Origin of the sequence: Streptomyces griseoaurantiacus (assembly GCF_036189845.1) — a bacterium.
Taxonomy (GTDB): Bacteria; Actinomycetota; Actinomycetes; order Streptomycetales; family Streptomycetaceae; genus Streptomyces; species Streptomyces griseoaurantiacus.
Genome location: NZ_CP108326.1, coordinates 6919922 through 6945251 on the forward strand (window position 1 = coordinate 6919922; position 25330 = coordinate 6945251).

General features: G+C 74.2%; 28 protein-coding genes. 6 read left to right on the forward strand and 22 right to left on the reverse strand.

What is annotated here, in order from left to right; translation table 11 throughout:
- Positions 1-82 precede the first annotated feature (82 nt).
- The 5 genes from OHB09_RS30420 to OHB09_RS30440 all read left to right on the forward strand — a co-directional run bounded on the left by OHB09_RS30420 (position 83) and on the right by OHB09_RS30440 (position 3819).
- Positions 83-1171 carry an S-(hydroxymethyl)mycothiol dehydrogenase gene (locus OHB09_RS30420; RefSeq protein ID WP_040894560.1) on the forward strand — a complete coding sequence of 363 codons (1089 nt, stop codon included), beginning with the start codon at positions 83-85 and terminating at the stop codon, positions 1169-1171.
- Positions 1171-1800 carry an MBL fold metallo-hydrolase gene (locus OHB09_RS30425; RefSeq protein ID WP_328922856.1) on the forward strand — a complete coding sequence of 210 codons (630 nt, stop codon included), beginning with the start codon at positions 1171-1173 and terminating at the stop codon, positions 1798-1800. The genes OHB09_RS30420 and OHB09_RS30425 overlap by 1 nt, the downstream gene beginning before the upstream one ends.
- A gap of 50 nt (positions 1801-1850) precedes the next feature.
- The gene (locus OHB09_RS30430) at positions 1851-2648 is read left to right on the forward strand and encodes an SDR family NAD(P)-dependent oxidoreductase (RefSeq protein WP_328922857.1); all 798 of its coding nucleotides are present in this window, start codon (positions 1851-1853) and stop codon (positions 2646-2648) included.
- Between the two features lie 133 nt (positions 2649-2781).
- A complete protein-coding gene (locus tag OHB09_RS30435) occupies positions 2782-3477 on the forward strand; it encodes a L,D-transpeptidase family protein (RefSeq protein ID WP_006139206.1) in 696 nt (231 codons plus the stop codon).
- A 156-nt stretch (positions 3478-3633) separates the two neighbouring features.
- Positions 3634-3819 carry a hypothetical protein gene (locus OHB09_RS30440; protein WP_006139205.1) on the forward strand — a complete coding sequence of 62 codons (186 nt, stop codon included), beginning with the start codon at positions 3634-3636 and terminating at the stop codon, positions 3817-3819.
- Between the two features lie 21 nt (positions 3820-3840).
- Here the strand turns inward: OHB09_RS30440 and OHB09_RS30445 are convergent, their stop codons facing one another.
- The 21 genes from OHB09_RS30445 to OHB09_RS30545 all read right to left on the reverse strand — a co-directional run bounded on the left by OHB09_RS30445 (position 3841) and on the right by OHB09_RS30545 (position 22251).
- Positions 3841-5241, reverse strand: coding sequence for a S1 family peptidase (locus OHB09_RS30445; protein WP_006139204.1), 1401 nt, complete (start codon positions 5239-5241; stop codon positions 3841-3843).
- A gap of 247 nt (positions 5242-5488) precedes the next feature.
- Positions 5489-6547 (reverse strand): LLM class F420-dependent oxidoreductase, encoded by a 1059-nt coding sequence (locus tag OHB09_RS30450; protein WP_191891634.1) that lies wholly within the window; start codon positions 6545-6547, stop codon positions 5489-5491.
- Positions 6548-6613: 66 nt separating this feature from the next.
- Positions 6614-7318: a 3-oxoacyl-ACP reductase FabG gene (gene fabG / locus OHB09_RS30455; RefSeq protein WP_006139202.1), complete on the reverse strand. Its 705-nt coding sequence runs from the start codon at positions 7316-7318 to the stop codon at positions 6614-6616.
- A 16-nt stretch (positions 7319-7334) separates the two neighbouring features.
- Positions 7335-7793 carry a MaoC/PaaZ C-terminal domain-containing protein gene (locus tag OHB09_RS30460; protein WP_328922858.1) on the reverse strand — a complete coding sequence of 153 codons (459 nt, stop codon included), beginning with the start codon at positions 7791-7793 and terminating at the stop codon, positions 7335-7337.
- Entirely contained in the window at positions 7790-8266 is a 477-nt protein-coding gene (locus tag OHB09_RS30465) for an FAS1-like dehydratase domain-containing protein (protein ID WP_191853576.1), read from the reverse strand. Before OHB09_RS30465 ends, OHB09_RS30460 begins: the two co-directional genes overlap by 4 nt.
- Positions 8263-9681 carry a class I adenylate-forming enzyme family protein gene (locus OHB09_RS30470; RefSeq protein WP_328922859.1) on the reverse strand — a complete coding sequence of 473 codons (1419 nt, stop codon included), beginning with the start codon at positions 9679-9681 and terminating at the stop codon, positions 8263-8265. Before OHB09_RS30470 ends, OHB09_RS30465 begins: the two co-directional genes overlap by 4 nt.
- A 125-nt stretch (positions 9682-9806) precedes the next feature.
- On the reverse strand, positions 9807-10925 hold the full coding sequence (locus OHB09_RS30475) for a 3-dehydroquinate synthase II family protein (protein ID WP_006139198.1): 1119 nt from the start codon (positions 10923-10925) through the stop codon (positions 9807-9809).
- 89 nt (positions 10926-11014) lie between these two features.
- Complete coding sequence (locus tag OHB09_RS30480; RefSeq protein WP_006139197.1) at positions 11015-11908, reverse strand: 3-hydroxyacyl-CoA dehydrogenase family protein; 894 nt, start codon at positions 11906-11908, stop codon at positions 11015-11017.
- Positions 11909-11940: 32 nt separating this feature from the next.
- On the reverse strand, positions 11941-12807 hold the full coding sequence (locus OHB09_RS30485) for an arylamine N-acetyltransferase family protein (protein WP_006139196.1): 867 nt from the start codon (positions 12805-12807) through the stop codon (positions 11941-11943).
- Positions 12808-12813: 6 nt separating this feature from the next.
- Positions 12814-13371, reverse strand: coding sequence for a hotdog fold thioesterase (locus OHB09_RS30490; protein ID WP_328727810.1), 558 nt, complete (start codon positions 13369-13371; stop codon positions 12814-12816).
- Between the two features lie 20 nt (positions 13372-13391).
- Positions 13392-14441, reverse strand: coding sequence for a 3-oxoacyl-ACP synthase III family protein (locus OHB09_RS30495; RefSeq protein ID WP_319118945.1), 1050 nt, complete (start codon positions 14439-14441; stop codon positions 13392-13394).
- Positions 14442-14555: 114 nt separating this feature from the next.
- Entirely contained in the window at positions 14556-15113 is a 558-nt protein-coding gene (locus OHB09_RS30500; RefSeq protein ID WP_093598212.1) for a flavin reductase family protein, read from the reverse strand.
- Complete coding sequence (locus tag OHB09_RS30505) at positions 15113-15343, reverse strand: acyl carrier protein (RefSeq protein ID WP_006139192.1); 231 nt, start codon at positions 15341-15343, stop codon at positions 15113-15115. The genes OHB09_RS30500 and OHB09_RS30505 overlap by 1 nt, the downstream gene beginning before the upstream one ends.
- Before the next feature lie 72 nt (positions 15344-15415).
- Positions 15416-16438 (reverse strand): beta-ketoacyl-ACP synthase III, encoded by a 1023-nt coding sequence (locus OHB09_RS30510; protein ID WP_006139191.1) that lies wholly within the window; start codon positions 16436-16438, stop codon positions 15416-15418.
- Positions 16435-16902, reverse strand: coding sequence for a PaaI family thioesterase (locus OHB09_RS30515; protein ID WP_006139190.1), 468 nt, complete (start codon positions 16900-16902; stop codon positions 16435-16437). The genes OHB09_RS30510 and OHB09_RS30515 overlap by 4 nt, the downstream gene beginning before the upstream one ends.
- Entirely contained in the window at positions 16899-17795 is an 897-nt protein-coding gene (locus OHB09_RS30520) for a beta-ketoacyl-[acyl-carrier-protein] synthase family protein (protein WP_191853578.1), read from the reverse strand. The genes OHB09_RS30515 and OHB09_RS30520 overlap by 4 nt, the downstream gene beginning before the upstream one ends.
- Positions 17792-18982 (reverse strand): beta-ketoacyl-[acyl-carrier-protein] synthase family protein, encoded by a 1191-nt coding sequence (locus OHB09_RS30525; protein ID WP_006139188.1) that lies wholly within the window; start codon positions 18980-18982, stop codon positions 17792-17794. The genes OHB09_RS30520 and OHB09_RS30525 overlap by 4 nt, the downstream gene beginning before the upstream one ends.
- Positions 18972-19238 carry a hypothetical protein gene (locus OHB09_RS30530; RefSeq protein ID WP_191891638.1) on the reverse strand — a complete coding sequence of 89 codons (267 nt, stop codon included), beginning with the start codon at positions 19236-19238 and terminating at the stop codon, positions 18972-18974. The genes OHB09_RS30525 and OHB09_RS30530 overlap by 11 nt, the downstream gene beginning before the upstream one ends.
- Positions 19235-19513, reverse strand: a complete 279-nt coding sequence (locus tag OHB09_RS30535) for an acyl carrier protein (protein WP_093598228.1) — start codon at positions 19511-19513, stop codon at positions 19235-19237. Before OHB09_RS30535 ends, OHB09_RS30530 begins: the two co-directional genes overlap by 4 nt.
- A gap of 52 nt (positions 19514-19565) precedes the next feature.
- A complete protein-coding gene (locus tag OHB09_RS30540) occupies positions 19566-20366 on the reverse strand; it encodes a 2-amino-3,7-dideoxy-D-threo-hept-6-ulosonate synthase (RefSeq protein WP_006139185.1) in 801 nt (266 codons plus the stop codon).
- A gap of 355 nt (positions 20367-20721) precedes the next feature.
- Positions 20722-22251 (reverse strand): MDR family MFS transporter, encoded by a 1530-nt coding sequence (locus tag OHB09_RS30545; RefSeq protein WP_093598231.1) that lies wholly within the window; start codon positions 22249-22251, stop codon positions 20722-20724.
- Between the two features lie 336 nt (positions 22252-22587).
- On the opposite strand from OHB09_RS30545, the gene OHB09_RS30550 reads away from it, so the two are divergent.
- Positions 22588-23697, forward strand: coding sequence for an LLM class flavin-dependent oxidoreductase (locus tag OHB09_RS30550; RefSeq protein WP_006139182.1), 1110 nt, complete (start codon positions 22588-22590; stop codon positions 23695-23697).
- 73 nt (positions 23698-23770) lie between these two features.
- Here OHB09_RS30550 and OHB09_RS30555 read toward each other — a convergent pair whose 3' ends face one another.
- Positions 23771-25309: a long-chain-fatty-acid--CoA ligase gene (locus OHB09_RS30555; protein ID WP_093598237.1), complete on the reverse strand. Its 1539-nt coding sequence runs from the start codon at positions 25307-25309 to the stop codon at positions 23771-23773.
- Positions 25310-25330: the final 21 nt, after the last annotated feature.

The window sequence follows — 25330 nt, forward strand, 5'->3', positions numbered from 1 at the left end:
GGATCATGGGGTGGGCCGGTGCGGTCCCGCGGCGGGCACCGCCGCCCGCACCGGCGCGGCAGCGAGGGAAGGCAGCAGCACCATGGCGCAGGAAGTACGCGGCGTGATCGCACCCGGCAAGGACGAACCCGTCCGCATCGAGACGATCGTGGTGCCGGACCCCGGCCCCGGCGAGGCGGTGGTGAGCATCCGGGCCTGCGGCGTGTGCCACACCGACCTGCACTACAAGCAGGGCGGGATCAGCGAGGACTTCCCGTTCCTGCTCGGCCACGAGGCCTCCGGGATCGTCGAGTCGGTCGGCGAGGGCGTCACCGACGTGGCCCCCGGCGACTTCGTGATCCTCAACTGGCGCGCGGTCTGCGGCCAGTGCCGGGCCTGTCTGCGCGGCCGTCCCTGGTACTGCTTCGACACGCACAACGCCAAGCAGAGGATGACCCTCGCCTCCACCGGCCAGGAACTCTCCCCGGCGCTCGGCATCGGCGCCTTCGCCGACAAGACCCTCGTCGCCGCCGGCCAGTGCACCAAGGTCGACCCGGCGGTCGCCCCGGAGGTGGCCGGACTGCTCGGCTGCGGGGTCATGGCGGGCATCGGCGCCGCGATCAACACCGGCAACGTCGGCCGCGGCGACACCGTCGCCGTCATCGGCTGCGGCGGAGTCGGCGACGCGGCGATCGCCGGGGCCCGCCTGGCGGGCGCCGCGAAGATCATCGCCGTGGACATCGACCCCCGCAAACTGGAGACGGCGAAGAAGCTGGGCGCCACCCACCTCGTCAACTCCCGTGAGAGCGACCCCGTCGAGGCGGTCCGGGAGATGACCGGCGGCTTCGGCGCCGACGTCGTCATCGAGGCGGTCGGCCGCCCGGAGACGTACACGCAGGCCTTCTACGCCCGCGACCTGGCCGGCACCGTCGTCCTCGTCGGCGTGCCCACCCCCGAGATGAAGCTCGAACTGCCGCTGCTCGACGTGTTCGGCCGCGGCGGCGCGCTCAAGTCCTCCTGGTACGGCGACTGCCTGCCCTCCCGGGACTTCCCCATGCTCATCGACCTGCACCTGCAGGGCCGCCTCGACCTCGGCGCCTTCGTCACCGAGACGATCGCGCTCGACGGCGTCGAAGAGGCCTTCGAGCGGATGCACCACGGCGACGTGCTGCGCTCGGTGGTGACCTTCTGATGACCGCGCGCATCGACCACCTCGTCACCTCCGGCCGGTTCAGCCTCGACGGCGGCACCTGGGACGTCGACAACAACGTGTGGATCCTCGGCGACGACCACGAGGCACTCGTCATCGACGCCGCGCACGACGCCGACGCGATCCTCCAGGCCCTCGGCGGGCGGCGGCTGCGGGCCATCGTCTGCACCCACGCCCACAACGACCACATCGGCGCCGCCCCCGCACTCGCCGAGCGCACCGGCGCCACGATCTGGCTGCACCCCGAAGACCTGCCGCTGTGGAAGCTCACCCACCCCGACCGGCTGCCCGACCGGTGGCTGGACGACGAGCAGGTCCTGGAGGCGGCCGGCGCCGACCTGACCGTGCTGCACACGCCCGGACACGCCCCCGGCGCGGTCTGCCTGTACGAGCCGGGACTCGGCACGGTCTTCACCGGCGACACCCTGTTCCAGGGCGGCCCGGGCGCCACCGGACGCTCCTATTCGCACTTCCCGACCCTCGTCGACTCCATCCGCGACCGGCTGCTCACCCTGCCGCCCGAGACCGTGGTCCGCACCGGCCACGGCGACAGCACCACCATCGGCGCCGAGGCCCCGCACCTCCAGGAGTGGATCGCCCGCGGGCACTGATCACGACCGGGCACTGTGCCCGATGATCGGCGCGGGGTACGTTCAGGACCATGACTGCGAGGCACGCGGAGCGGTTCGAGGGGTACGGCGCGCTGGTCACGGGCGCGGCACGGGGCATCGGGGCGGCCGTCGCGCGGCGGCTCGCCGAGGAGGGCGCCCGCGTCCTCGTCACCGACGTGGACGCGGAGGCGGCCGCCGGGACGGCCGCCGGGCTGCGCGCCGAGGGACTGGCCGCCGAGGCGTACGGGTGCGACGTGGCGGACCGGGCCTCGGTGGAGGCCGCCGTCGCCCGCGCCGTCGAGACCTTCGGCTCCCTCGACGTGCTGGTCAACAACGCCTACCACTGCAGCCCGGACGCCCCGCTGTTCGAGGACGAGGACGAGGAGAGCTGGTCCCTCGACCTCGACGTCACCCTCACCGGCGCCTACCGGTGCGCCAGGGCCGCGATGCCGCACCTGGCTGCCTCCGGACGCGGTGCCCTCGTCACCATCGGCTCGGTCAACGGGCTGCAGGACTTCGGCAACCACGCCTACAGCGCCGCCAAGGCGGGCCTCATCTCCCTGACCCGCACGCTCGCCGGGCACGCCGGACCGCGCGGGGTCCGCGTCAACCTCGTAGCCCCCGGTACCGTCCGCACCCCCGCCTGGGCGGACCGCCCCGAGGACCTGGCCGCCGCCGCCCGGCTGTACCCGCTGGGCCGGGTCGGCGAACCGGAGGACATCGCGGCCGCCGTCGCCTTCCTCGCCTCCCGCGACGCCGCCTGGATCACCGGCACCACCCTGTGCGTCGACGGCGGTGTGACGGCGGTCAACACCGGCTTCAAGGGTGTCGCGCACCGGACCTCCTGAACGCCCCCGACCGCCGCCCGCACCCGGGCGCCGCCGCGTGCAACCACCGGGCGCCCTGGCGTGTCTACCAGGACGAGTCCGTACCGCCCCGGAGGTACCGGGACCGGCAGGACGGGGCAGGGGGAAACACAGCATGGGGGACATCCGCAGACGGACCGCCGTCGCGCTCGGCGTCACCGGGCTGGTGGCACCGCTCGCGCTCACGCTCGGGTCCGCGCCCGCGAGCGCCGCGAGCTGCACGAGCTCGACCGGGCCGTACCAGAAGAAGGTGGAGAAGTTCCTGGGCAGGCCGGCCGACGGCAGGCAGTCCGCCGCCGACTGCCGGGCGATCCGGGCCTTCCAGTCCAAGCACGGCATCACCCCCACCATCGGGTACGCGGGCCCCGTGACCTGGGGCGTCATGGATCTGATGAATAAGCAGAAGGCCGTCGGCCACAACCCGAACAGGGCCGGCCGGTGCCCCGTCAACAAGGGCCGCATCGCCTGCGTCGACCTCACGCTCCAGCTCAGCTGGATCCAGGACGGCAGCCGGCTCGTGTACGGTCCGGTCCCGGTGCGGACCGGGCGCAACGGGTACGAGACCCGCACCGGACTCAAGAAGATCTACTGGCGGCACATCGACCACGTGTCGTCGATCTACCACGTGCCGATGCCGTACAGCCAGTTCTTCGACGGCGGCGAGGCCTTCCACTCGGTCGGCGTCAGCATGTGGAACCCGCCCGGCTCCCACGGCTGCGTCAACATGACGACGAAGGCCGCGAAGAAGTACTGGTCGCTGCTGCGCAACGGCGACGACGTCTACGTGTACGGGCGCAAGCCGGGCACCTGAGGCACGTGGGGCGTGTGTGGCGCCTACGGTGCGCAGGGGGCGCGGGAAGTGACGCGCGCCACCTGTGCACCGGTGCTGAGCTGGGGTGATGAGCTTCACGCACCCAATTGCCGGAATACGTAGCATTGCTCACAACGCCTTCACGAGCGGACTCGTATGCTTCACGGCATGTCCATCACTCCTGAACCGGCCGTCGAGAGGTCGGCCGACGAGGTAAACGACGAGATCCGCGCCCTGTGGCGCCGGTCCGGCGGCACGCTCACCGGCGAGCAGCGCGAGGAGTACCAGCGGCTGGTCACGGAATGGGCCACCGCGGTGCCCCGCCCCCGTAGCGCCGCCTGACCCCGGCGGCCGCCCGGGCGCTCAGCTCCAGCTGCGGGCGTACTGCCTGCGGTAGGCCTCCCGGTCCCGCTCCGAGCGGATGTACCGCGCCGCCACCCACGCCACCATGCTCCCCGCGAGGACCAGCAGCCCCGGGCCCACCGTCCCCGGATCGGTGAGCCGGGCGGCGAGCGAGGGGGCCGCCCCCGCACCGACCTGCTCGACCGCGCCGGGGTTCGCCGACCCGGGGGCGATCACCGCTCCCTGGGAGGCGGAGGCCGAGGGCTCCGGCGCACCGGCCGCCGCCGAGGACGGCTTCCCGCCCGAGCCGTCCCCCGCCAGCCGCACGCCCAGCGCGCTCATCGCCGTCCGGAGCGGCTGGAAGAACGTCGTCCCCCCGCTCTCGCAGTCCCCGCTGCCGCCCGAGGTGACCCCCAGCGCGAGCCCGTCGGAGAACAACGGCCCCCCGCTGTCACCCGGTTCGGCGCACACGTCCGTCTCGATGAGCCCGGTCACCGTCCCCTCGGGGTAGTTGACCGTCGCGTCCAGCCCGGTCACCTTGCCGTCGCGCAGCCCGCTCGTGCTGCCGCTGCGGAACACCCGCTGGCCCACCGCCGCGTCTCCCGCCCCCGCGATGCGCACGCCCTTGCCGCCGCCGATCGCGATCACGTTGGTGTCCGCCCCGGCCGACTGCCCGTTGCCGTACCGGATGAGCGAGAAGTCGTTGCCGGGGAAGCGGGAGGACACCGTCTGGCCGAGCTCGGTCGCGCCCCCCTGGTCGGCGAACCACACCGCGCCCTTGGGCCCGCAGTGACCGGCGGTGAGGATGAAGGAACCCTGCCCGTCGGTCACGTTGTACCCGGCCGAACAGCGGCCGCCGGTGGAGAACATGGGCTGCGCCCCGTTCAGCCTGGTGGTGAACTCGGTCTTCGTCCGTTCCATCCGCACCCTGCCGCCCAGGGAATCGGCGAGTCGCGTCAGCCGCGACCAGTCACCGGCGGAGACGGTGGGGTCCGCCCGTACCACGACCTCGTTGCGGGTGTAGTCCACGGACCAGGCGGTGCCCGTGACCCGGGGCGCCGTGCGCAGGCTCTTCGTGGCGGACCTCAACTCGTCCATGCTGTGCCGCACCACCTCGGCACGGGCCCCGGCCTCCCGCACCGTCCCGGCCGCCCCCGCGTCGGTCACGGCGACCACGGGGCGGCCGTCGGCGCCGATCCAGGTGCCGGCGGTGCGCCCGGTGCCGAGCCGGGAGACGAGCCCGGCGCCCCGCGCGGCGGCCGACTCGACGGAGGAACCGGCGGCGTGCGCGCCGGGCGCCGGTGTGCCGCCGGCCGGCTCGGTGGCCATGGCCTGGGTGACCATCAGGCCCCCCAGGAGAATCCCGCCGACGGCCGACAGCCGTATCCCGCGTCGGACGATCCGTCGTCGTACGTGCCTCATGCAGGGCTCCCGAACCGCTGAACACCGCCGGCGGGCCACCACCGTACGGAGCGCCCCGGTCGTCGGGCGCCGTCCCTCCATACGTGCGCCCGTACGCCCGCGTTCAGTACCGCGCGGGCCGGGTGGGGCAGGTGCGCGGCGGACGGGGCCGGGGGCGGCCGGGCGGGAGGCTGGGCTCCCCGCCGTCGGCGGCCGGGCGCCCGAGCCCGCTTCCCGCTTCCGCGTTCGCCGTCCGCTTCCGCCTCCCTCAGCCGAAGGGGCCGGCCAGATCCCTCAGCCGCCCCACCGCGTCCACCCGGGCGGCATGGGTGGTGGCCGTGGGGACGACGCTCAGTGTGGTGACGCCGGCCTCGCGGAACGCGGCCACCCGCTTGCGCACCACGTCCTCGGTGCCCACCAGGGAGACCGCCCGCGCCAGTTCCTCCGGGACGGCCTCGGCGGCCTCCTGCCGGCGTCCGGCGAGATACAGCTCCTGCACGCGCCCGGCCTCCTCCGGGTATCCGAAGCGGCACATGAGGTCGTGGTAGAAGTTGCGGCGGCGGGCGCCCATGCCGCCCGCGTACAGGGCCATGTCGGCGCGGACCGCCGCCAGGGCACGCGACTCCTCGGCCGCGCCGATCGCCAGGTGCACCGGGGCGACGACGTCGAGCGCGCCCAGCGCGGGAGCGCGCCGCGCGGCGCCCTCGGCCAGCGCCCCGCCCCACACCTGCCCGGCCCGCTCGGGGTGGAACCAGATCGGCTCCCAGCCCTCGGCGATCTCGGCGGCCAGGGCGACGCTGCGCGGCCCCATCGCGGCCAGCACGATCGGGATCCGGTCGCGCTCGGGCCGGTTGATCAGCTTCAGCGGCTTGCCCAGCCCCGTTCCGCCGTCCTCGGCGGTCAGCGGGATGCGATAGTGCCGGTCCCGGTACGTCAACGGCTCGCGCCGCCACACGGTCCGGCAGATGCCGACCACCGCGCGGGTCCGGGCCAGCGGCGCGTCGGCCGGCACCCCGTGGAAACCCTCGACCACCTGCGGTCCCGACACACCCAGCCCGAGCACGAACCGGCCGCCGGACACGTGGTCGAGGCCGGCCGCCGTCATCGCCAGCAGCGCGGGCGTGCGGGTGGGCAGCGGCAGGACGCCGGAGGCGAGCTCCACGCGTGCGGTGACCGCCGCCAGATACCCCAACTGACTGACCGCGTCCCAGCCGTAGGCCTCCCGGACGGTGACCCGGTCCAGCCCGGCCCGCTCGTAGTCGACCAGCCGGGCCGCCGTCTCCCGGAAGCCGCTCCCCGCGTACGGCAGTGCCATCGCGATCCGCATCAGTGCTCCCCTCCCGGCCCGCCGGCCCGCTCCGTGTCCGCCGCGCGCCGCGCGTCGCCGACCACGTCAGTGCCCCATGCCCAGGCCGCCGTCGACGGGCAGCACGGCCCCGGTGATGTACCCGGCCTCCTCCGAGGCGAGCCAGCGCACCGGCCCCGCCACGTCCTCGGGCTCGGCGTGCCGCCCGAGCGGCACCCCGGCGAGCATCTGCTCCTTGCGGGCGGCGGAGACGGTCTCGGCCATGTCCGTCAGGACCAGCCCCGGGGCGACCACGTTCACGGTGATCCCGCGCCCGCCCAGCTCCCGGGCCAGCGACCTCGCCATGCCCACCATGCCCGCCTTGCTCGCCGCGTAGTTGGCCTGGCCGACGGCACCCGACAGCCCGGACACCGAGGACATCAGCACGATCCGGCCGCGCCGCATCCGCAGCATGCCGGGCACCGCGCGCCGCACCACCCGGTAGGCGCCGGCGAGGTTGGTGTCCAGCACCCGGGCGAACCGCTCCTCCGGCATCCGCAGCAGCAGCGCGTCGTCGGTGATGCCGGCGTTGGACACCAGCACCTCCACCGGGCCGTGAGCGGCCTCGGCCTCCGCGAACGCGGCGTCCACCTGGGCGGCGTCGGTGACGTCGCACTTGACGCCCAGCATCCCGGGGGGCGCCCCGGAACCCCGGTGGGTGACCGCCACCCGGTCGCCCTGGCGGGCGAACGCCTGGGCGACGGCGCGGCCGATGCCGCGGTTGCCTCCCGTGACCAGCACGGATCGTGCCATCGTCGAGCCTCCTCGATCAGTGGGGCGGAGCGGGGACCGCACCGGTGTCCCGCAGGCGTACGACCGCTTCGCCGCGCACGGTCACGGGGCCGTCCTCCAGCCGTACGGTGAGGTCGAGCCGTGCCGTGCGGGGCCCGTCGCTCCCGTCGGCGGGCGGATCGACGGAGACGACCCGGGCGGTGCAGCGCGGCCTGGCGTGCACCGGGGTCGGCGCGCGGAAGGTCACCCGGAAGGACACCAGGTCCTTCACGGGCACCCGGGCGGTGAGCATCCGGCCCAGGAACGCCATCGAGAGCATGCCGTGGGCGATGACGTCCTCGAGCCCGGCGGCCACCGCCGCGTCCGAGTCGATGTGGATCGGGTTGTGGTCGCCCGAGGCCCCGGCGTACAGGGCGAGCATCGCCCGGGTCACGGGCGGTGGCACCAGCTCGGGCAGTTCGGTGCCGACGGCGAGGCCGGCCGGGTCCACCCTCACGAGGCAGCCCCCGTACTCCGCGCATCCCGCGCGGCGGGGTCCTCGCGGACCGCGAGGACCTGGCGGAGGTCGGCCACCGGGGTGCCGTCCCGCCGGGTGACGGCCGTCTCCGTGGCGAGGAGCTGCAGACGTGCTCCCCGGTGGGCGCGGACGGACACCAGGACCGGCGCGAAGATGAGCCGGTCACCGGCGTGCGCCGTCGAGTGGTAGACGAAGCCCTGCTCGATGTGGAGGACCCGCGCCATCTCGACTCCCATCGCGGCGAGTGTGCCCTGCGAATGCTCCAGTTCCAGGCCGAACAGGAAGGTGGGCGGGACGGGCAGGTCCGGATGGCCGGCCGCACGCGCCGCGTCGACGTCGTGGAAGACGGCCTCGTCCAGACCCACCGCGGCGGCGAAGGATCGCAGCCGGCCGCGCTCGACCTCGGCGTCGAAGCGCGGATGGCGGGTGCCCGCGTACGAGGGGTCGATCACCGGATGATCACCTGCCGTTCCCGCTCCCGGCTCGCGTGCAGCAGCTCGCGGTTGCGGACCGTCTTCCCGTTCGCGGTACGCGGCAGCTTCCGCACGAAGTGCAGCGCCTTGGGCAGCTTGTGCGGGCTCAGCCGCTCTCGGCACCAGGCCAGCAACTCACCCTTGGCCAGCGTCGGTTCGGCGACGAGATGGGCCTCGATCGCCTCGCCGTACACCACCACCGCGTCCGTCACCGACGGATGCGCCAGCACCACCGACTCGACCTCGGTGAGGTCGACGTTGAGGCCGCCGATCATCACCGTCGAGTCGTTCCGGCCGAGGATCTCCAGGACCCCGTCCTCCGGCCGGACCCGGCAGCGGTCGTGGGTGTCGAGCCAGCCGTCCGCGTAGCGCCCGGACCGGTCCGCGTGCAGATACGGGTCCTCGGGGAGCCGCACCCGCAGGGTGCCGTCCGCCACCTCGGTCCGCATGCCGGGGGCGGGGGTGCCCACGGCCGGCGGCGCGGCCCGGCCGGTCAGGTCGGTGGCGATGATGCCCGCCTCCGTCATGCCGTAGGCCTGCCCGATCCGTACACCGAAGGCCTCCTCGAAGCGCGTGAAGACCTCGGGCCGCAGCGGTTCCCCGCCGGACACCGCGAGCCGCAGGGACGGCAGGCCGCCGGGGCGGCCGACCCGGCTCAGCAGGTCGAAGTGGACCGGCACCCCGAACAGCGCGTGGATCTCCCGCTCCGCGAGCAGCCGCAGCAGCTCGCGCGGCTGGGTGCTGCCGCTGAAGTGCAGCGAGACGCCGGTCCGCAGGCTGTGCAGCACGCCCCCGATGAGCCCGAAGGAGTACGCCATCGAGCTGAGCAGGAGCAGGCGTTCACCGCGCCCGGGCATGTCGGGCAGCCGGGCGAAACGCTCCAGTTCGTCGAGCAGCGACCGCCCGGTGCGCCCGATGACCTTGGGCAGGCCGGTGGAGCCCGAGCTGAACTGCACCAGGCGGTGGGCACTCTGCGCGGGCCGGCCCGAGCGGCGGGGCAGGACCACGATCTCGCACTCCTCGCGGAACGGCGCCGACAGCGGCACCGGTCCCTCGACGGCGAGGTGGAACTGCGGTTCGCACAGGTCCAGCAGCCGGGTGGTCTCCGCGGGGGTGAGCCGGGGGTCCATCAGCATCACCTGGGCGCCCGCCGACCAGGCGGCGAACACCGTCCACAGCAGGGTGAAGCTGGGCAGGAGCTGGACGGCGACGGTGCTGTCGGGGCCGATGCCGTGGGCCGCCAGGACCTCCCGCGTGCGGGCCGTCTCCTTCCGCATCCGGCCGAAAGACATCGCCCGTCCGGCATGCCCCCAGACCTCCTCGTCCAGGTCGTCGCCGGTGAGCGCCGTGTCGAGCCATCGCCCGAAGTCCGGGGCGGCCGAGTCCACAGCCATCGCATCCTTTCCTTCCGTGTGCGCGAAGTGCGCGAGCGCGCGTGTGCCGGGCGCGGGGCCGGGCGGGGCCGGGCCGGGCCGGCGGAGACGGGGCGGATCCGTCTCCGCCGCGACCGTTCTCCGGGCTACTTCTCGATGCAGAACTCGCCGACCGGCCAGCCCACATGGCGCTTGTCGTCGGCCAGGTAGCCGAGGAGCTGGTCCCCGGCCTTCAGTTCGGTGACGTTCAGGACGGCGGCCCCCGGGCCCAGCACCCGTACGTGCCAGTCGTCCTGGACGGTGAGGCTGACCTCCGTACCGGACTCCGACACCGCCCGGATGGTCAGCATGGGGCGGGACTCCAGCTTGACCCGGCCCACCACGATCCGGCGGGTCTTGCCCTCCGTGGTGACACCGAGCACCGTGCTGCCCGCCTGGAGCTCGCTGAGGTAGTTGGTGCGGTTGTCCTCGCCCAGGACGTAGGAGTGCAGGGCGCCGGCGTTGACCCGGAAGGGACGCGTGGGCATGTACGGCAGCGGGTGGGTCTCGCTGACGCACAGGACGAACCCGTGCGCGTACGAGCCGACGAGGATGCCCTCGTCCTGCCCGAAGTGCGAGCAGGTGTCGACGCACACCCGGTCGCCCAGGCCGTTGTGCTCGATGGACCGCACGGTGAGGGTGGTGAGCGACAGATCGGGGCTGCTGCCGCGGAGCAGCCCGGTCAGACCGAACACGTCATTGGCGTCCTTGGGCGCCAGGAGCAGCCCGTCGGAGCCCTTCTCCAGGACGTCGACGACGATGCCCGCCTCCTCCAGGTCGCCGGCCTCGCAGATGAGCCGGCCCGGGCTGTGGTCGGCGGCGGCGATCACGATCTCCAGCGGGATCTTGGTCGGGTCGCGGAACTTCACGAGCGTGTTGGGCAGCGCCCGGGCCGCCTCGCAGGCGACCTTGAGGGTGGCGTCGTCGACGACCTCCACGAACGCGGCCGTGCGGGCCGGGTCGCTCTCGCTCTCCAGCTTGAGCTTGTCGAGCTCGGCGGCGGTGCCGACCCGGGTCAGCACGATGTCGGCGACGTCGGCGGCCTCGGCGGGCAGCGGGTCGCCCGGCGCGGGGAGCAGCACCTTGGTGACGGTGGGCGGCAGGGTGCGCAGAACCTCGAGCCGGTCGTCGAGCACTCCTTCGAGGCGGGCGTGGACGGCGGCGTCGACCACGCCGGCACGCAGGTCGTCGTGGGTGGAACGCAGGTCGATCCAGGCGAACTTCACGGGAGAACCTTCCGGTGGTGGTGTGAAGCGGAGCTGAAAACTGAAAGCCGAGAAATGGGAGTCGGGAGTCGGGAGCTGGGGGATCGGGGTCAGGGGCGGGTGGGCGCGGGGGTGGTGTCGTCGTAGACGTGGAAGCCGCGCCCGGTCTTGCGGCCGTGCCGGCCCTCCGCGACCAGCCGGTCCAGCAGGCCGGGGGTGGCGAAGACCGGGTGGGTGTACTCCTTGGCCAGCCCGGCGGCGACCTCGCGCAGCACGTCGAGCCCGGCCTGGTCGGCGGTGGCCAGCGGTCCCATCGCGTGCCCGAAGGCGAGACGGCAGGCACGGTCCACGTCCTCGGCCCGGCAGATGCCCGTCTCCACCAGGCGGACCGCCTCCAGGACGAAGGCGATGATCAGACGGGTGGTGACGAAACCGGGCAGGTCCTTCTCCACCACCACGCAGCTCTTGCCGATCCCCTCGGCGAAGGAGCGCGCCGCGGCGACGGTGGCGTCGGTGGTCTCCCGGCCCCGCACGATCTCGCACAGCTCCATGCGCGGCACGGGTGAGAAGAAGTGCGTGCCCACGACGGAGCCCGGCCGGCCGGTGGCCGCGGCGATCTCGGTGACGGGAATGCCGGAGGTGTTGGTGGCCAGCAGGGCGCCCGGCGGGCAGAGCCGGTCCAGCTCGGCGAAGACGCGCCGCTTCAGGTCGACGTCCTCGGCGACCGACTCCACGGCGACCGCGCAGCCGGCGACGTCCCCCAGGTCCGTCGTGGTGCGGATCCGGGCGAGCGTCGTGCCCGGATCCTCCGCCCGCGCGCCCCCGCCGCGCGCGGCCGCCCGTTCCAGGGAGGCGCCGATGCCGGCGAGGGCCCGGCGCAGGGTGGCCTCCCGCCGGCTGTGGAGCACCACCTCGTGTCCCGCGGCGGCGGCGACCTGGGCCAGCCCCGCGCCCATGACGCCCGCCCCCACCACGGCGACGGGTGTGCTGCTGTCGATCGTCATCAGACGTCCTCCGTCGTTGTCCGGTGCGGGAGTCAGGCGCCCTGCGCGGCCGTGGGCCGCGGCGCCGACCCGGCGGCCTCGCGTTCCTCCCGCATCCGCTCCCAGATGCGCAGGCCCCGCTCGGCGAGACCCCGGTGACCGCGGAAGATGCGCGCCATGATCTGCGCGCAGTCCCGCGCGTCGCGCACCTGACGGGTGGTCACCGTGCCGTGCTCGGCGATCGTGAGCACGTTGTTGACCAGGGAGACCTTGCCGCCGCGGATGCCACGCGAGCACATCAGCGTGCGGGTGGTCTCCGAGACGGTCTCCCCGTCGAGGTGGAAGGCGACCGACTCCTCGAAGTCCTCCACCGTGTGCGCCTCCGGCACGAACCGGTAGAGCGGCAGCCACTCCCGCTCGCCCCGGCGCTGGACCACGTACCAGCCGTCCTCGGCCCGCACGCGGTACACCCAGCCGTCCTGGCGCTGCTCGCCGGGGACCAGCTCGATGGGGTCGACGTAGACGAGGTGGGTGTAGCTGGCGTCCACCAGCCACTCCCTGCCGTCCAGCCGGACCAGCATGATCAGGTGGTCGCCGCCCTTGCTGAAGTACTCGCGGTGCGGGACCCAGATGTGCGCGGCCAGCACGGTCACGTCGAAGCCGATCTCCCGCAGGTGGTGGGAGAGCAGCCCGTTGGCCTGGAGGCAGAAGCCGCCGCCGTGCCGGGTCACGATCTTGTCGTAGACGCCCGCCCGGTCGATGACCGGACGGATGCCCTCGGGCCCCTCCAGGGCCTCGAAGGGCACCTCCAGGACGTGCTTGCGGCAGATCTCGCGCAGCACGTCGAGGGTCGGCTCCAGCGGGCCGTGATAGCCGATCCGGTCCCAGTACGGGTCCCGTGGCGGCCGGTGAGACTGCATGGCGGTTCAGACCTTCCTGCCGGTGGGCGCGGGGGTTTCGGTGACGGGGCCGGCCGGTCCAGGCGGGCCGGCGGGGCGGGCCGGGGGGCGCGCGGTGCGGCGCAGGGTGCAGGTGAGGCGGGCCGTGCACACCCGGCGGGCGTGCGTGTCGGTGACGTGGACCTCGTAGGTGGCGACGTCCTCGCCGCGGTGCAGAGGGGTGCAGACCCCGGTGACGCTCCCCTCCCCGGTGACCTCCTCGTGGTGCGCCAGGGACAGTTCCTGGCCCAGCACGATGCCGCCCTCCCCGAGGTCGAGCGCGGCGGCGACCGAGCCGAGCGTCTCGGCCAGGACGGCCAGGGCGGCCCCGTCGAGCCGCCCGTACCGGTCGCGGTTGCCCGCGAGGGGCAGGGTGCCGACGAGCCGGCCGGTGCGCCACTCGGTGATCCGCACGCCGAGGGTGCTGGTGACCAGTTCGGCCGGGTCCAGCGAACCGAGCCGGATCGGCAGCCCGGGCGGCACGACCGGGGCCCCGGCACGGGTCCGCGCGGGTGTCTCCACGACGGTCGGCTCCTGGCTCCGCACGGGATTCCTCGCGCTGTTCCTCACGGGGCGGCGAGGAAGTCCTGCGGGGCGTTCCAGCGCATCAGCGCGCCGCCCACGCTCAGCCCGGCCCCGAAGGAGACCAGCACCACCCGGTCGCCGGCGGTGATCCGGCCGTCGTCCACCGCCTCGCGCAGGGCGAGCACGGAACCGGCGGCCGAGGTGTTGCCGAAGCGGTCCACGTTGATGGACGTCCGCTCGTACGGCAGGCGCAGGGCGTCCATGATCCCCTCGACGATGCGCCGGTTGGCCTGGTGGAGCACCACCATGTCGAGGTCCTCCGGAGTGAGGTTCTCCTCCTCCGCCAGCTTGCGGACGAAGCCCGGGATGTTCTCCAGGGCGAAGTTGCGGATGTCGCGCCCGACGATGCGGATGAAGTTCTGCCCGAAGGCGGAGTGGACCTCCTTGCCCTCGGCGTCGGTGACCGGGTCCCGGGAGACCAGCGCCGAGTGGTAGCCGCTCGGGTCGTTGCTCAGCACGGTGGTGGTGACGCCGCTGCCGGGCACCACCGGCTCGACGAGATAGCAGGCCGCGGCGTCGCCGAAGATGACCGCGGTCATCCGGTCGGTCGGGTCCAGCAGCTTGGTGACGGTGTCGGCGAGCACCACGGCGACCCTGCGGTAGGCGCCGGAGCGCACGTACTTGGAGGCCACGTCGAGCGCGAAGACGGAACCGGCGCAGCCGCCGCTGTTCACGTCGAAGGCCACGGCCTGGGTCAGCCCCGCGTGCCGCATGACGGACACCGCGGTGGCCGGCGCCATGAGGTCGGGGGTGACGGTGCCGCAGATCACCAGGTCGATCGAGTCCGGGTCGACGCCGGAGCGGGTGCACGCGTCGAGGAGCGCGCTCGCGCCCATCGTGGCGGTGGTGTCGCTCTCCGCCGCGAACCGCCGGGAGTGGATGCCGATCTTCTCGGTGATCCACTCGGCGCTGGTGTCGATCATCCGCTCCAGGTCGGCGTTGGTGACGACCCGCTCGGGCAGGTACTGGCCGATGGCCCTGATGCCCACGCCGCACGGCTGTGCCTCGGCGGTCCTCGGGTGGTCGGACATGATGGCTCCTTCGTGTCGGGCGGCGTGCCGTGCGGCGCACGGGCAGGTGTGCCGGTGTGCGGGGGGCGGCGCCGTGCCTGGTGGCGTGGTGGGGGACGGGCGGGAGTGTCCGGGTCAGCGCGGGCCGGGGGCGGGCGGGGCCAGCCTGCGGTAGCCGCCGCCGTAGAAGACCAGCGGCTCCGCCTCGGCCGGACCGTGGTGCAGCGTCTCGACCCGGCCCAGGACGATGACGTGGTCGCCGGCCCGTACCGTGCCGTCGACCCGGCACTCCAGGGCGGCCAGCGCGCCCTCGACGACCAGGCAGCCGTTGTCCCCCCGGCTCCCGCCGAGTTCCTCGTGGGCGTCGGCCCCGGTCGGCCGGCTCCGGCCGGCGAAGCGCGCGCAGGACTCGCGTTGCGCGCTGGACAGCAGGTTCACGGTGAAGTGCCCGGCCCGCAGCAGCGGTTCGAGGACCGTGCTGTCCTCGCCGAGGCAGACCGACAGCAGTTGCGGGTCCAGGGACACGGAGGTGACCGAGTTGACGGTCACCGCCCGGGTCAGCGGTCCGCACCCCTGCGTCAGGATGGCGACCCCGGTGGGGAACCGACCCATCGCGCGGCGGTAGGCCTCGCCGTCGGGCGCCTCCCGCCGGACCGCGGGGGCATGGCCGCTCGGGCTCGTCGAGGTGGGCATCAGACCGGGGCGCCGCGCTCGCCGATCAGCTCGGCCATGGCGCCGATCGTCGGGGTCTGGAGCAACTCGTCGTCGGTGACGCTCACTCCGAGGTCCTTCTCCAGGATCAGCGAGAGTTCGACGACGGACAGCGAGTCGAGGCCGAGCTGCTCCAGGGTCGCCTCGGGGGTGACCTTCTCCGGATCGACCTTGAACGGGCCGACGAGGATGTCACGCAGTGCTGTGAACATGGTCGGGTCGTCTCCTTGGGTACGAATCTCCGTGTGGGAGGTGGATGGCGTGGCGCGGGGCGGCCGGCGCTCTCAGCCGGCCGACAGCTTGGGCCAGGTGAGCGTGGTCGCGCCCCAGGCGAGACCGCCGCCGAAGGCGGTGAGCAGGGTGCGGTGCCCGGCCTCCAGACCGCCGTCCGCGGCGGACTGGGCCAGCAGCAGCGGGATGGAGGCGGCGCCCGTGTTGCCGACCTCGGCGATGTTGGAGAGCTGGTGCTCGGCGGGGATGCCGAGCCGGTCGGCCACCGCGTGCAGGATCCGCGCGTTGGCCTGGTGCGCGGCCAGCCGGTCGACGCCCCCCATCGACCAGCCCGCGGCCGCGACGGCCTGGCGCGAGGCGGTCGCCATCCGGTCCACGGCGTGCCGGAACGTGTCCCGGCCCTCCATCTGGAAGAACTGCTCGCCCGGCGCGTGCGTCGGGGCCAGCGAGCGCTGCCGCGAGCCGCCCGCCGGTACCCGGATCAGATGGCTGAGGGTCCCGTCGGTGCCCAGCACCACCGGGCCGAGCGCGCCGGGCTCCTCCGGCCGGCCGGCCCGCAGCACGACGGCCCCCGCGCCGTCGGCGAAGATGACGGCGGTCGAGCGGTCCGTCGGGTCGACGATGGTGGTGAACGCGTCCGCCCCGATGAGCAGGACGCGTTCGGCGACGCCGGTGGCGATCAGCCCCGCCGCGGTCGCCAGCCCGTACAGGAAGCCGGTGCACACGGCGGAGACGTCGAAGGCGGGGACCCCGGCCAGGCCGAGCCGGGCGGCCACGTCGGGGGCGGTGGCCGGGCAGATCCGGTCGGGTGTCGTGGTGGCCAGGACGACGGCCCCGGCCCGGTCGTCGCCGGAGGAGTCCAGCGCCCGCCGTCCGGCCTCCACCGCGAGGTCGGAGGTGGCCATGCCGGGGGAGACCCGGTGCCTGGTCCGGATGCCGGTGCGGGTGCGGATCCATTCGTCGGAGGTGTCGAGATGGGCGGAGAGGTCGTCGTTGGTGACGACGTGCGGGGGCACCCAGCCCCCGACGCCGGCCAGTACCGCGGCCCTGTCCTCCACGGGCTCGGTCGTGCTCATGCGGACTCCTCGGAAAGTGCGGGCTCCCTGGAAAGTGCGGACTCCCCGGTGGGCGCGGGGCGAGCGGACGGGCCGGCGGCCCGCCGCAGCCGGCAGGTGAGCCGGGCCGAGGCGATCCGGTTGCCGCGCCGGTCGTGGACGGCCACGTCGTAGGTGCCGAACGCGTCGCCGAGGTACAGCGGGGTGCACACCCCTTCCACCCAGCCCTCGCCGCGGGCCGCCCGGTGGTGGGTGCAGGACAGCTCCTGGCCGGTGACCCGGCCGCCGGGGCCGGCCTCCAGGGCGGCGGCGTGCGTGGCGAGCGCCTGCGCGAAGGCCGCGCTGGCCCCTCCGTGCAGGAAGCCGTACATCTGGCGGTTCCCCGTCAGGGGCATCCGGGCGACGAGCCGCCGGGGGTCCTCCTCGACGATCTCGATGCCCATGCGCGCCACCAGCGTGCCGGGGGCGGATTCGGCGGCCGTCATGCCGGACCTCCCGGCGCGGCGGGCGCGGCGGGCGCCGCGGCCCGGCCCGCCGGGGCGACCACGTAGCCGTACCGGCCCGGCACACGGACCGGGCGCGGCACGGGCCCGCCCTCCGGCGGGCGCACGGCCTCGGCGGCCGCCACCAGGGGCGCCAGCCAGCCGAAGCGGGCGTGGCGGGCGTCCGCCGGGGCCCGGTCCGCCGGGGAACCGCTCCCCGCGCCGGCGCGCAGGAGCACCCGCCCGGTGCCCTCGTCCGTGCGGGCGAGCAGCAGGGCGACGGCGCAGTCCCCGTCGGGCAGCGGGTCCGGACCGTCCGGCCCGGTGATGCGCCGGTGGATCCAGGTGGCCCGCTCATTGGCGGCGAGCTCGACGCCGACCAGCAGCACGCGGTCGATGTCCTCCTGCTCCAGCATCAGATCGGCGGCCGAGAGGGCCTCGCCGGCTCCGTCGCGGGCGACCGAGAGGCACTCGACGGGGCCGGTGATGCCGTACGACTGGCCCAGTCGCCCGAGGATCGAGGTGGTGACGGACTGGAAGAACAGCAGCGGGCTGTGCACCTGGCCCTCGGTCAGCCGCCGGGTGGCCGTGTCCAGCGTCACCGTGTCCCCGAACATCGTGGCCAGGACCGTCCCGGTACGCGGCCCGGCCGCGCCGACGAGGTCGTCCGCGGAGCCGGGCGCGCCCAGGCACTCGGTGGCCACGCTGTGCACGAGGGGGCTGAAGCGGGAGGTCACGAAGCCGGTGACGCGGGGCAGTTCGACCGGTGCCGCGCCGGGCAGCCCGGTCGCCGCGCCGCCCCAGGGGGTGCGGCAGGCCGCCGAGAGGAGGGCGCGCGCCGGGGCGGACGGGCCTGCCGTCCGATGGGTGCGCGGGTGGGTGTCCGGGACGGTCACGGCGCCTCCAGTACGAGTGCGGCGTCCACCCCGCCGAAGGCGGCGTTCAGGGACAGCGCGTGGGTGATCCGGGCCGGCCGGGCGGTGTCCCGCACGTGGTCCAGGTCGCACGCGGGGTCGGGCTCCAGGGTGCCGAGGGTGGGCGGCAACAGGCCCTCGCGCAGGGCGAGCATCGTGATGACGGCCTCCACCGCCCCGGTTGCCTCGAGCATGTGACCGGTGCTGCTCTTGGTGGAGCTCACCGGAACGCCGTGGACGCCCTCGCCGAACACCTGGTGCAGCGCCGCGGTCTCCGCCACGTCGTTGAGCGGGGTGCCGGTGCCGTGCGCGTTGACGTAGCCGATCCGCCCGGGCTCCGCGCCCGCCCGGCGCAGCGCGGCGCGGGCCGCCCGGGCCAGTCCGTCCCCCCGCGGATGCGGCTGGATGACGTGGTGGGCGTCGGCCGCCATGCCCCAGCCGGTGAGCCCGGCGAGGACGCGGGCGCCGCGGGCCCGTGCCCGGTCGGCGGCCTCCAGCACCAGGACGGCGACCCCGTCGCCGTGCAGCAGCCCCTGGCGGCCGGCGTCGAAGGGGCGCACGGCGTCCTCGGGGGACAGCGCACGCCCGGAGTCGAACTTGGCGAACACGTCCTCGGTGACCAGGTAGGCGCCCCCGCACACCACCGTGTCGGCGAGGCCGCGGCGGATCAGTTCCGCGCCCCGGGCGAGGGCGTTGGTGCCGGCCACGCAGGCGTTCACGAAGGCCGTCCGGGGCGCCCCCAGACCCAGTTCGCGGGCGAGCAGCTCGGGCAGGCGGGCGGGGAGGCTGTCGAGGGTGCGGGGGTCGGCGGCGGTGCGCGCGCCGGTGCCCGACCAGAAGTCCGGGGCGGCGGAGTGGTCGCCGTTGGTGCCGAGCAGCACCGGGGCGCCGGCGCCGTCCGTGCCGGCCATCTCCAGCGCGGCGGCGGCGCAGGCGACCAGGACCTCGAACTGTCCCGGTGTCACCCCGGGTTTGACCGGCACCCCGGGGATCTCGGGGCCCTCGCCCTCGTAGGTGGCGGCATGCCCGGCCCGGTAGGGCGTGGGGTCGAAGCGGGTGACCGGGGTGAAGCCGGGCCGGCCCCCGAACACCCCGTCCAGCAGGGCCTGTTCACCGAAGCCGAACGCGGTGAGGACCCCGTGGCCGGTGATCGCGACGTCATGAGCCATGAAGGATCTCCGCAGAGGTGTGGGTGCCCTCCGCCGCCTCGGCGAGGAACCGGCGCAGGTCCCGCACCGAGGCGCAGGAGGCCAGGCCGTTCTCGTCCTCGACGGACACGGTGATGCCGTGCTGCTCGTCGAGGAGGTGGGCGAGCCAGACGAGGGTGAGCGAGTCGAGGACGAGTTCGGTGTCGTCGTCGAAGGAGTCGGTGGTCAGCAGCCCGCAGTCGCGCAGCAGCGCGCCGAGGGCGGTGTCGTCCGTCACCGGCCGGCTCCGTCGGCGACCGCCGTGCCGCGCAGGGCCACCACGGCGTCCACGAACTCGCCGAGGGTCGCGTCCTGCTGGGCGTCGCTGTCCGCCTCGGGGACCTCGATGCCGTAAGCGCTCTCGAGCTGGATCATGAGTTCCAGCCGGGACAGCGATTCCAGGCCGAGGCCGTTCTCGCCGAGCGGGGTGTCGTCCGTGACGTTCTCGGGCAGCGGCAGGTTCATCACCTCACGGATGGTGGTGAGGACGAACTCGCGGATCTCGTCGCGCATGTGTCTTCCTTCCGACGCGGGTGGGCTGCGGTTTCCGCCGGGAGACGGGACGTCAGACGGCGGCGTCGACGCCGAGTGGCCCCACCGGCGGGTCGGCGTGCACCACGGAGGCCAGGGCCTTGAGGGCGGCGGTCGGGGAGGGGCTGAGGAACACCCGGCGGCCGACGGCCAGTCCCGCGCACCCCGACTCCACGGCGGCGGTGGCGAAGGCGGTGAGGTCACCGTCCTGGTCGCCGCCGCCGGCCACCAGGACCGGGATCGGGCAGCTCGCGGTGACCGCGGACAGCTCCGACAGGGGCAGCGGTGAGGTGGTCTTCACCAGCGTGGCGCCCAGGTCGGCCGCCACGTTGACCGCGTGGGCGAGGAGCGCCGGGTCGTGCGGGTCGGCGATCCGGGGCCCGCGCGGGTAGACCATGGCCAGCAGCGGCACCGACCACTGCTGGCAGGCCTCGGCCACCGTGCCGAGGTCGGCGAGCTGGCGGGCCTCGGTGTCGGAGCCCATGTTCACGTGCACGCTGACCGCGTCGGCGCCGAGACGCACCGCCTCCTCCACCGCGCCGACCAGCACCTTGGCGTCGGCGTCGGGGGAGTGCGGGGTACTGGCGCTCAGGTGCACGATCAGCGCGCAGTCGCGCAGCAGGGCCGGGTCGACCGTGCGGGCCCGGCCCTTGTGCACCACGATCGCGTCGGCGCCGCCCGCGACCACGGAGGCGACCAGGTCGTTGAAGCGCGAGGCCGGAACGATCGGCCCGTCGGCCACCGAGTGGTCCATGGGCACGAAGAGGAAGCGTCCGTCCCGGTGCCGTGACAACCGGGCCAGGCGGACCGCCGCCCCGGTGTCGAGTGCCACCATCGTCCATTCCCCCTGTCCGCCCGCACAGGCGTCGGCTGTTGGTGATCCGAGTCTGTGGCGGGCGGGCCGGGCGTGGAATCCTCGAACGGGGTGGCCCTCCGGCAGGGGCAACGGGAGCACGCCCGAGGAGGTGGCCGGACAGGCAGCGCGAGGGGGCCCGGTCGGGCAGGGCGGTGGGGGAGGCGGAGCCGTGAGGCGGTCCGGTGCCGGGCGTGCACGCGAGGCGCCCCGCGCGGAGGACGCGTGCTGCGTCGTCCGCGCGGGGCGCGTGAGGGGTGATGCGGAGGAATTGCGGGGGTTGCCGTGGCCCGGGGCTCCGCGGAGCCGGAGCCGACGGGTGCGACGGGACCGGCGGCTACTCGGACAGCACGGGTGCCGTCCCCGGACGCGCCGCGGACCCGTCGGCCTCGTCGGCAGCGGCGGCCGGGCGGCGGCCCGGCAGGAAGAAGGCCGGCACCAGCGCGAGCGCCGTGAAGGCCAGCGCCCACCAGAACGGCGCCCGGAAGGACGAGGCCAGCCCGTGGGCGACGGCACTGCCGGGCGCGACGGCCGCCAGGCCCGGCACCTCCTCGGGCAGATGACGCAGGGCCTCGTTCTGGAGGACCACCGTGAGCACGGCCGTGCCCAGCGAGGCGCCGATGCGCTGGAAGACGTGGAAGGCACTGGTGGCCCGGGGCACCACCTCCTTGGGCACGCTGCTGAAGGCGGCCGTCATCGTCGGCATCATCGAGGCGCCGAGCCCCAGACCCCGCACCACCAGCGCCGCGCCCAGCAGGAAGCGGCTCGGATCGGCGTCGATGACGACGTAGGGCAGCGTGCCCACGCCGACGAGGACGACACCGGCCAGGGTGACGGTGCGCACGCCGAGGGCCACGGTCAGCCGCTGCAGCAGGGACACCGCGACGAGGTAGCCGAGGCTCTGGGGGAGCAGCATCAGGGCGGACTCCAGCACGCTGGTGCCCTGGACGACCTGGAAGTACAGCGGGAGCGGGATGAGGACGCCGTACATCGCGACGGCCATGACCATGCTGGCCAAATTCCCGGCCGCGAAGTCCCGTACGCGGAACAGCCGCAGGTCGAGGACGGCCTCGCTGCGCCGGCGCAGGGCGTGCGCGACGAAGGCGGTGCCGAGCACGACCCCGGCGCCCAGTCCCGCGAGGGCGCGCGTCCCGGTGAACCCGCCGGCCGCGCCGGCCTCGGAGAACCCGTAGATCAGCCCGGCGAGGGCGGGAACGAGCAGCACCAGGCCGAGGGTGTCCAGGACGGCGTCCTTCGTCGGGGCGATGACGTTGCGCACCCGCCACAGGATCAGGCCGATGGTGGCCAGGCAGAACGGCACGTTGATCAGGAAGATCCACCGCCAGCTCGCGTGGTCGACCAGCACACCGCCGAGCGAGGGGCCGACCAGCGGGGCGAACAGGGCGGGCACGGTGACCAGGGACATCAGCTTGGTGAGGCGGCGGGGCCCGGCCGCCTGGGCGATGAGGGCCTGGCCGACGGGGAGGGCGAGGCCGCCGCCGATGCCCTGGAGCACCCGGAAGCCGATCAGGCTGGGGGCGTCCCAGGCGAGCCCCGAGAGCAGGGAACCGAGGAGGAACACCGCCTGGGAGAAGAGCAGTGTCTCGCGGGCCCCGAACCGGGCCATCGCCCAGGCGCCGAGCGGGAGCGTGGCGGTGATGGCCAGCAGATAGCCCGTCACCACCCACTGCACGGTGGCGATCTCGGCGTCGAAGGCCGAGGCCAGCGGACCGATGGCGACATTGGTGATGGTGGCGTCGAGGAGCCCGGCGAAGCTGCCGAAGGCCATGATGGCGGCGAGCCACCACAGATCGGGACCGATGCGTTCGGACTCCTCCGCCGGGGTCCGTTCCTGCTGGGTCGTCACGTCGGTCTCTTTCTCTTGTCGCGGGTACGGACAGGGGCGCGTGAGCCGGCCGCGCACGGGGTTGCCGGTGTGCAGTGGGTCACGAACGATGACGCTCAGCGTTCCACAACATATGTTGGATTGGCAACATGTGTCGGGTAGGGCCGCCGGAGGGTGCCCGGCCGGGGTGCCCGTACGGCGGGCCGCGTTCGGTCACGGCGTCCGGCCACGGCGTTCGGCCACGGTGTTCGGGGCCGTGGAAGGACCGGTCCGTTCGGGGGGCGAAAGCCCGGGCCCCCGGCGACAGACTCGGCACGATCGTCACGAGCGCCACGACTTCCGTGAGTGAGGAGCCCCATGGACCGGATGAGCTTCGGAGCCTTCTTGTCGCCCCTGCACCCGCTGGGCGAGGACCCCGCCCTGAGCCTGTGGCGGGATCTGGAACTCGCCGAGTGGCTCGACCGGCTCGGCTACGAGGAACTGTGGGTGGGTGAACACCACTCGGCCGGCTGGGGGACCGTCGGTTCGCCCGAGCTGTTCCTCGCCACCGCCGCCGAGCGCACCCGGCACATCCGCCTCGGCACCGGCGTGGTGAGCCTGCCCTACCACCACCCCTTCATGGTGGCCACGCGCGCCCTCCAGCTCGACCACCTCACCCGCGGCCGGTTCACCCTCGGCGTCGGGGCCGGCTCCATCCCCACCGACATGCACTTCCTCGGCATCGACCCGGCGGACACCCGGCGCCGCACCGCCGAGTCCCTGGACGTCATCCGCCAACTGGTCGCCGGGGAGGGCCCCGTCACCCGGGAGACCGACTGGTTCCGGCTGCGCGACGCGCGGCTGCACCTGCGGCCGAGCACCCCGGCCGGACTGCCGATGGCGGTCTCCAGCGCCGTCTCCCCGTTCGGCATGCGGCTGGCCGGCCAGTACGGCATCGCCCCGCTGTCCTTCGGCATCCCGCCGAAGCCGGGCAGCCGGATCGGCGACCTCGTCGGCCAGTGGCAGCACGCCGAGGAGTCCGCCGCCGAGCACGGCCACAAACTGGACCGGGCCGAGTGGCGGGTCGCGCTGACCGTGCACGTGTCGGAGAGCCGGGACCGGGCCCTGGACGAGATCGTCGACGGCTGGACCCGGTACCGCAACGAGTACTGGGCCCTGCTCGGCACCCCGCCCGTCGCCTCACGCGCCGAGGCCCGCGCGCTGCTGGAGGAACTGATCGAGCAGCGCGGCACCCTCGTCGGCTCCGTCGACGAGGTCACCGAGGCCATCCGGGACGTGCAGCAGGAGACCGGCGGCTTCGGGCGCCTGCTGGTCAACGTGATGGACTGGGCGGACCGCGAGGCCACCCATCGCAGCCTCGAACTCCTCGCCCGCTTCGTCGCCCCTCGGTTCAACGGCTCCCTCAAGGGCGTCACCGACTCCTACACCTGGACGGCGGACCTCGCCCGCGCCCTCTCCGGCAGGTGACCCGCGGACCACACCACGACGGGCGCTGCCCGGCACCCCGAGGGATGCCGGGCAGCGCCCGCCGCCGTACGCCCTACGGCGCGAACCGGGCCGCGAGCTCCCGCTTGAGCACCTTCCCGCTCGGACCCAGCGGGAAGGAGTCCACGAACTCCACGCGCCGCGGGTACTTGTGGCCGGCCAGCCGTTCCCTGCTCCACGCCACGATCTCGGCACCGAGCCGCGCGGTGCCGTCCGTGCCGGGCGGGGTGCGCACCACCGCGCACACCTCCTCGCCGTAACGGGGGTGGGGCACGCCGATGACCGCGACCTGCGCGATCGCCGGATGCCGGGACAGCACCTCCTCGATCTCGCGCGGATACACGTTGTACCCGCCCCGCACCACCATGTCCTTCTTGCGGTCCACCAGGGTCAGCCGGCCCTCCTCGTCCAGGACGCCCAGGTCGCCGGTGCGGAACCAGCCGTCCACCAGCACCTCGGCGGTGGCCTCGGGGCGGCCCAGGTACCCGGCCATCACGTTGTGCCCGCGCACGACGACCTCGCCCACCTCGCCGGGCGGCAGCGGGACGACCTCCGCCGTGTCGGCCGCGGTGACGGCCACCCGGACGCCCCACACCGGCAGGCCCACGGTGCCGGGACGCCGGGGCAGGCCCGGCTGGTTGTAGGCGACCACCGGCGAGGTCTCCGTCAGGCCGTAGCCCTCGTACACCGGGCAGTCGAAGACCTCCTCGACCTCCTCCAGCACCTTCACCGGCAGCGCGGACCCCCCGGAGTAGGCGCGGGCGAGGAGCGGCCGGCCGGGCGCCCGCCGCGCGCGGGCGGCGTCGAGCAGCGCCAGGTACATGGTGGGGACGCCCATGAACACCGCGCGGGGGTGACGGCACATCAGCTCGAGGGCCTCCTCCGCGTCGAAGGAGGGCATCAGCACCATCGTCGCCCCCGCCCGGAAGCACACCCCCATGCCGCAGATCTGCCCGAAGGTGTGGAACAGCGGCAGCGGGCAGAGCAGCACGTCCCCGGCGTGGAAGTCGAAGGGGGAGAGCATCGTGACGCCGATGTTCATCGTGAGGTTCAGATGCGTGAGCACCGCGCCCTTGGGCCGGCCCGTGGTACCGGAGGTGTACAGGACGACGGCCGCGTCGGCGGGGGCGCGCGGCAGGTACGTCTCCACCGGCGCGGACCGCTCGGCCAGGAGGTCGAGGCGGCGCGCCGCCGGCTCCCCCGGGGCGAGGACGGTCAGCACCTCGACGCCCGCCATCTCGGCCGCCTTGGTGCCCTCGCCGAGGAAGGCGCCCCCGCAGACCAGCAGGCGGGCCCCGCTGTCGCGCAGCACGTAGGCGATCTCCTCCGCCTTGAGCAGCGCGTGCACCGGCACCACGACGGCACCGGCCGCGAGGGCGCCGAAGTAGGCCATGGCGAAGTGCGGTGTGTTGGACAGCAGGAGGGCCACCCGGTCACCGGGCCGGACCCCCCGCTCACCGAGCACGGCCGCGTAGCTCCGCGCCCGGTGCCACAGCCGGGCGTACGACACCTCCTGCCCGTCGAAGACGATCGCCGGGTGGTCCGGGCGTCGGGCGGCCGGCTCGGCGAGCACGGCGGCCAGCGAGAGGGACATGGGTCATCAACTCCGTTCCGC

What these genes read in the sequence shown, in the direction of transcription:
- OHB09_RS30495 (WP_319118945.1), bottom strand. Translation starts at nt 14,441, where the DNA reads ATGTCCGACCACCCGAGGACCGCCGAGGCACAGCCGTGCGGCGTGGGC.
- OHB09_RS30435 (WP_006139206.1), top strand. Translation starts at nt 2,782, where the DNA reads ATGGGGGACATCCGCAGACGGACCGCCGTCGCGCTCGGCGTCACCGGG.
- OHB09_RS30510 (WP_006139191.1), bottom strand. Translation starts at nt 16,438, where the DNA reads ATGAGCACGACCGAGCCCGTGGAGGACAGGGCCGCGGTACTGGCCGGC.
- OHB09_RS30485 (WP_006139196.1), bottom strand. Translation starts at nt 12,807, where the DNA reads ATGCAGTCTCACCGGCCGCCACGGGACCCGTACTGGGACCGGATCGGC.
- OHB09_RS30540 (WP_006139185.1), bottom strand. Translation starts at nt 20,366, where the DNA reads ATGGTGGCACTCGACACCGGGGCGGCGGTCCGCCTGGCCCGGTTGTCA.
- OHB09_RS30445 (WP_006139204.1), bottom strand. Translation starts at nt 5,241, where the DNA reads ATGAGGCACGTACGACGACGGATCGTCCGACGCGGGATACGGCTGTCG.
- OHB09_RS30430 (WP_328922857.1), top strand. Translation starts at nt 1,851, where the DNA reads ATGACTGCGAGGCACGCGGAGCGGTTCGAGGGGTACGGCGCGCTGGTC.
- OHB09_RS30470 (WP_328922859.1), bottom strand. Translation starts at nt 9,681, where the DNA reads ATGGCTGTGGACTCGGCCGCCCCGGACTTCGGGCGATGGCTCGACACG.
- OHB09_RS30450 (WP_191891634.1), bottom strand. Translation starts at nt 6,547, where the DNA reads ATGCGGATCGCGATGGCACTGCCGTACGCGGGGAGCGGCTTCCGGGAG.
- OHB09_RS30525 (WP_006139188.1), bottom strand. Translation starts at nt 18,982, where the DNA reads ATGGCTCATGACGTCGCGATCACCGGCCACGGGGTCCTCACCGCGTTC.
- OHB09_RS30515 (WP_006139190.1), bottom strand. Translation starts at nt 16,902, where the DNA reads ATGACGGCCGCCGAATCCGCCCCCGGCACGCTGGTGGCGCGCATGGGC.
- OHB09_RS30550 (WP_006139182.1), top strand. Translation starts at nt 22,588, where the DNA reads ATGGACCGGATGAGCTTCGGAGCCTTCTTGTCGCCCCTGCACCCGCTG.
- OHB09_RS30480 (WP_006139197.1), bottom strand. Translation starts at nt 11,908, where the DNA reads ATGACGATCGACAGCAGCACACCCGTCGCCGTGGTGGGGGCGGGCGTC.
- fabG (WP_006139202.1), bottom strand. Translation starts at nt 7,318, where the DNA reads ATGGCACGATCCGTGCTGGTCACGGGAGGCAACCGCGGCATCGGCCGC.
- OHB09_RS30555 (WP_093598237.1), bottom strand. Translation starts at nt 25,309, where the DNA reads ATGTCCCTCTCGCTGGCCGCCGTGCTCGCCGAGCCGGCCGCCCGACGC.
- OHB09_RS30535 (WP_093598228.1), bottom strand. Translation starts at nt 19,513, where the DNA reads ATGCGCGACGAGATCCGCGAGTTCGTCCTCACCACCATCCGTGAGGTG.
- OHB09_RS30425 (WP_328922856.1), top strand. Translation starts at nt 1,171, where the DNA reads ATGACCGCGCGCATCGACCACCTCGTCACCTCCGGCCGGTTCAGCCTC.
- OHB09_RS30505 (WP_006139192.1), bottom strand. Translation starts at nt 15,343, where the DNA reads ATGTTCACAGCACTGCGTGACATCCTCGTCGGCCCGTTCAAGGTCGAT.
- OHB09_RS30440 (WP_006139205.1), top strand. Translation starts at nt 3,634, where the DNA reads ATGCTTCACGGCATGTCCATCACTCCTGAACCGGCCGTCGAGAGGTCG.
- OHB09_RS30420 (WP_040894560.1), top strand. Translation starts at nt 83, where the DNA reads ATGGCGCAGGAAGTACGCGGCGTGATCGCACCCGGCAAGGACGAACCC.
- OHB09_RS30500 (WP_093598212.1), bottom strand. Translation starts at nt 15,113, where the DNA reads ATGCCCACCTCGACGAGCCCGAGCGGCCATGCCCCCGCGGTCCGGCGG.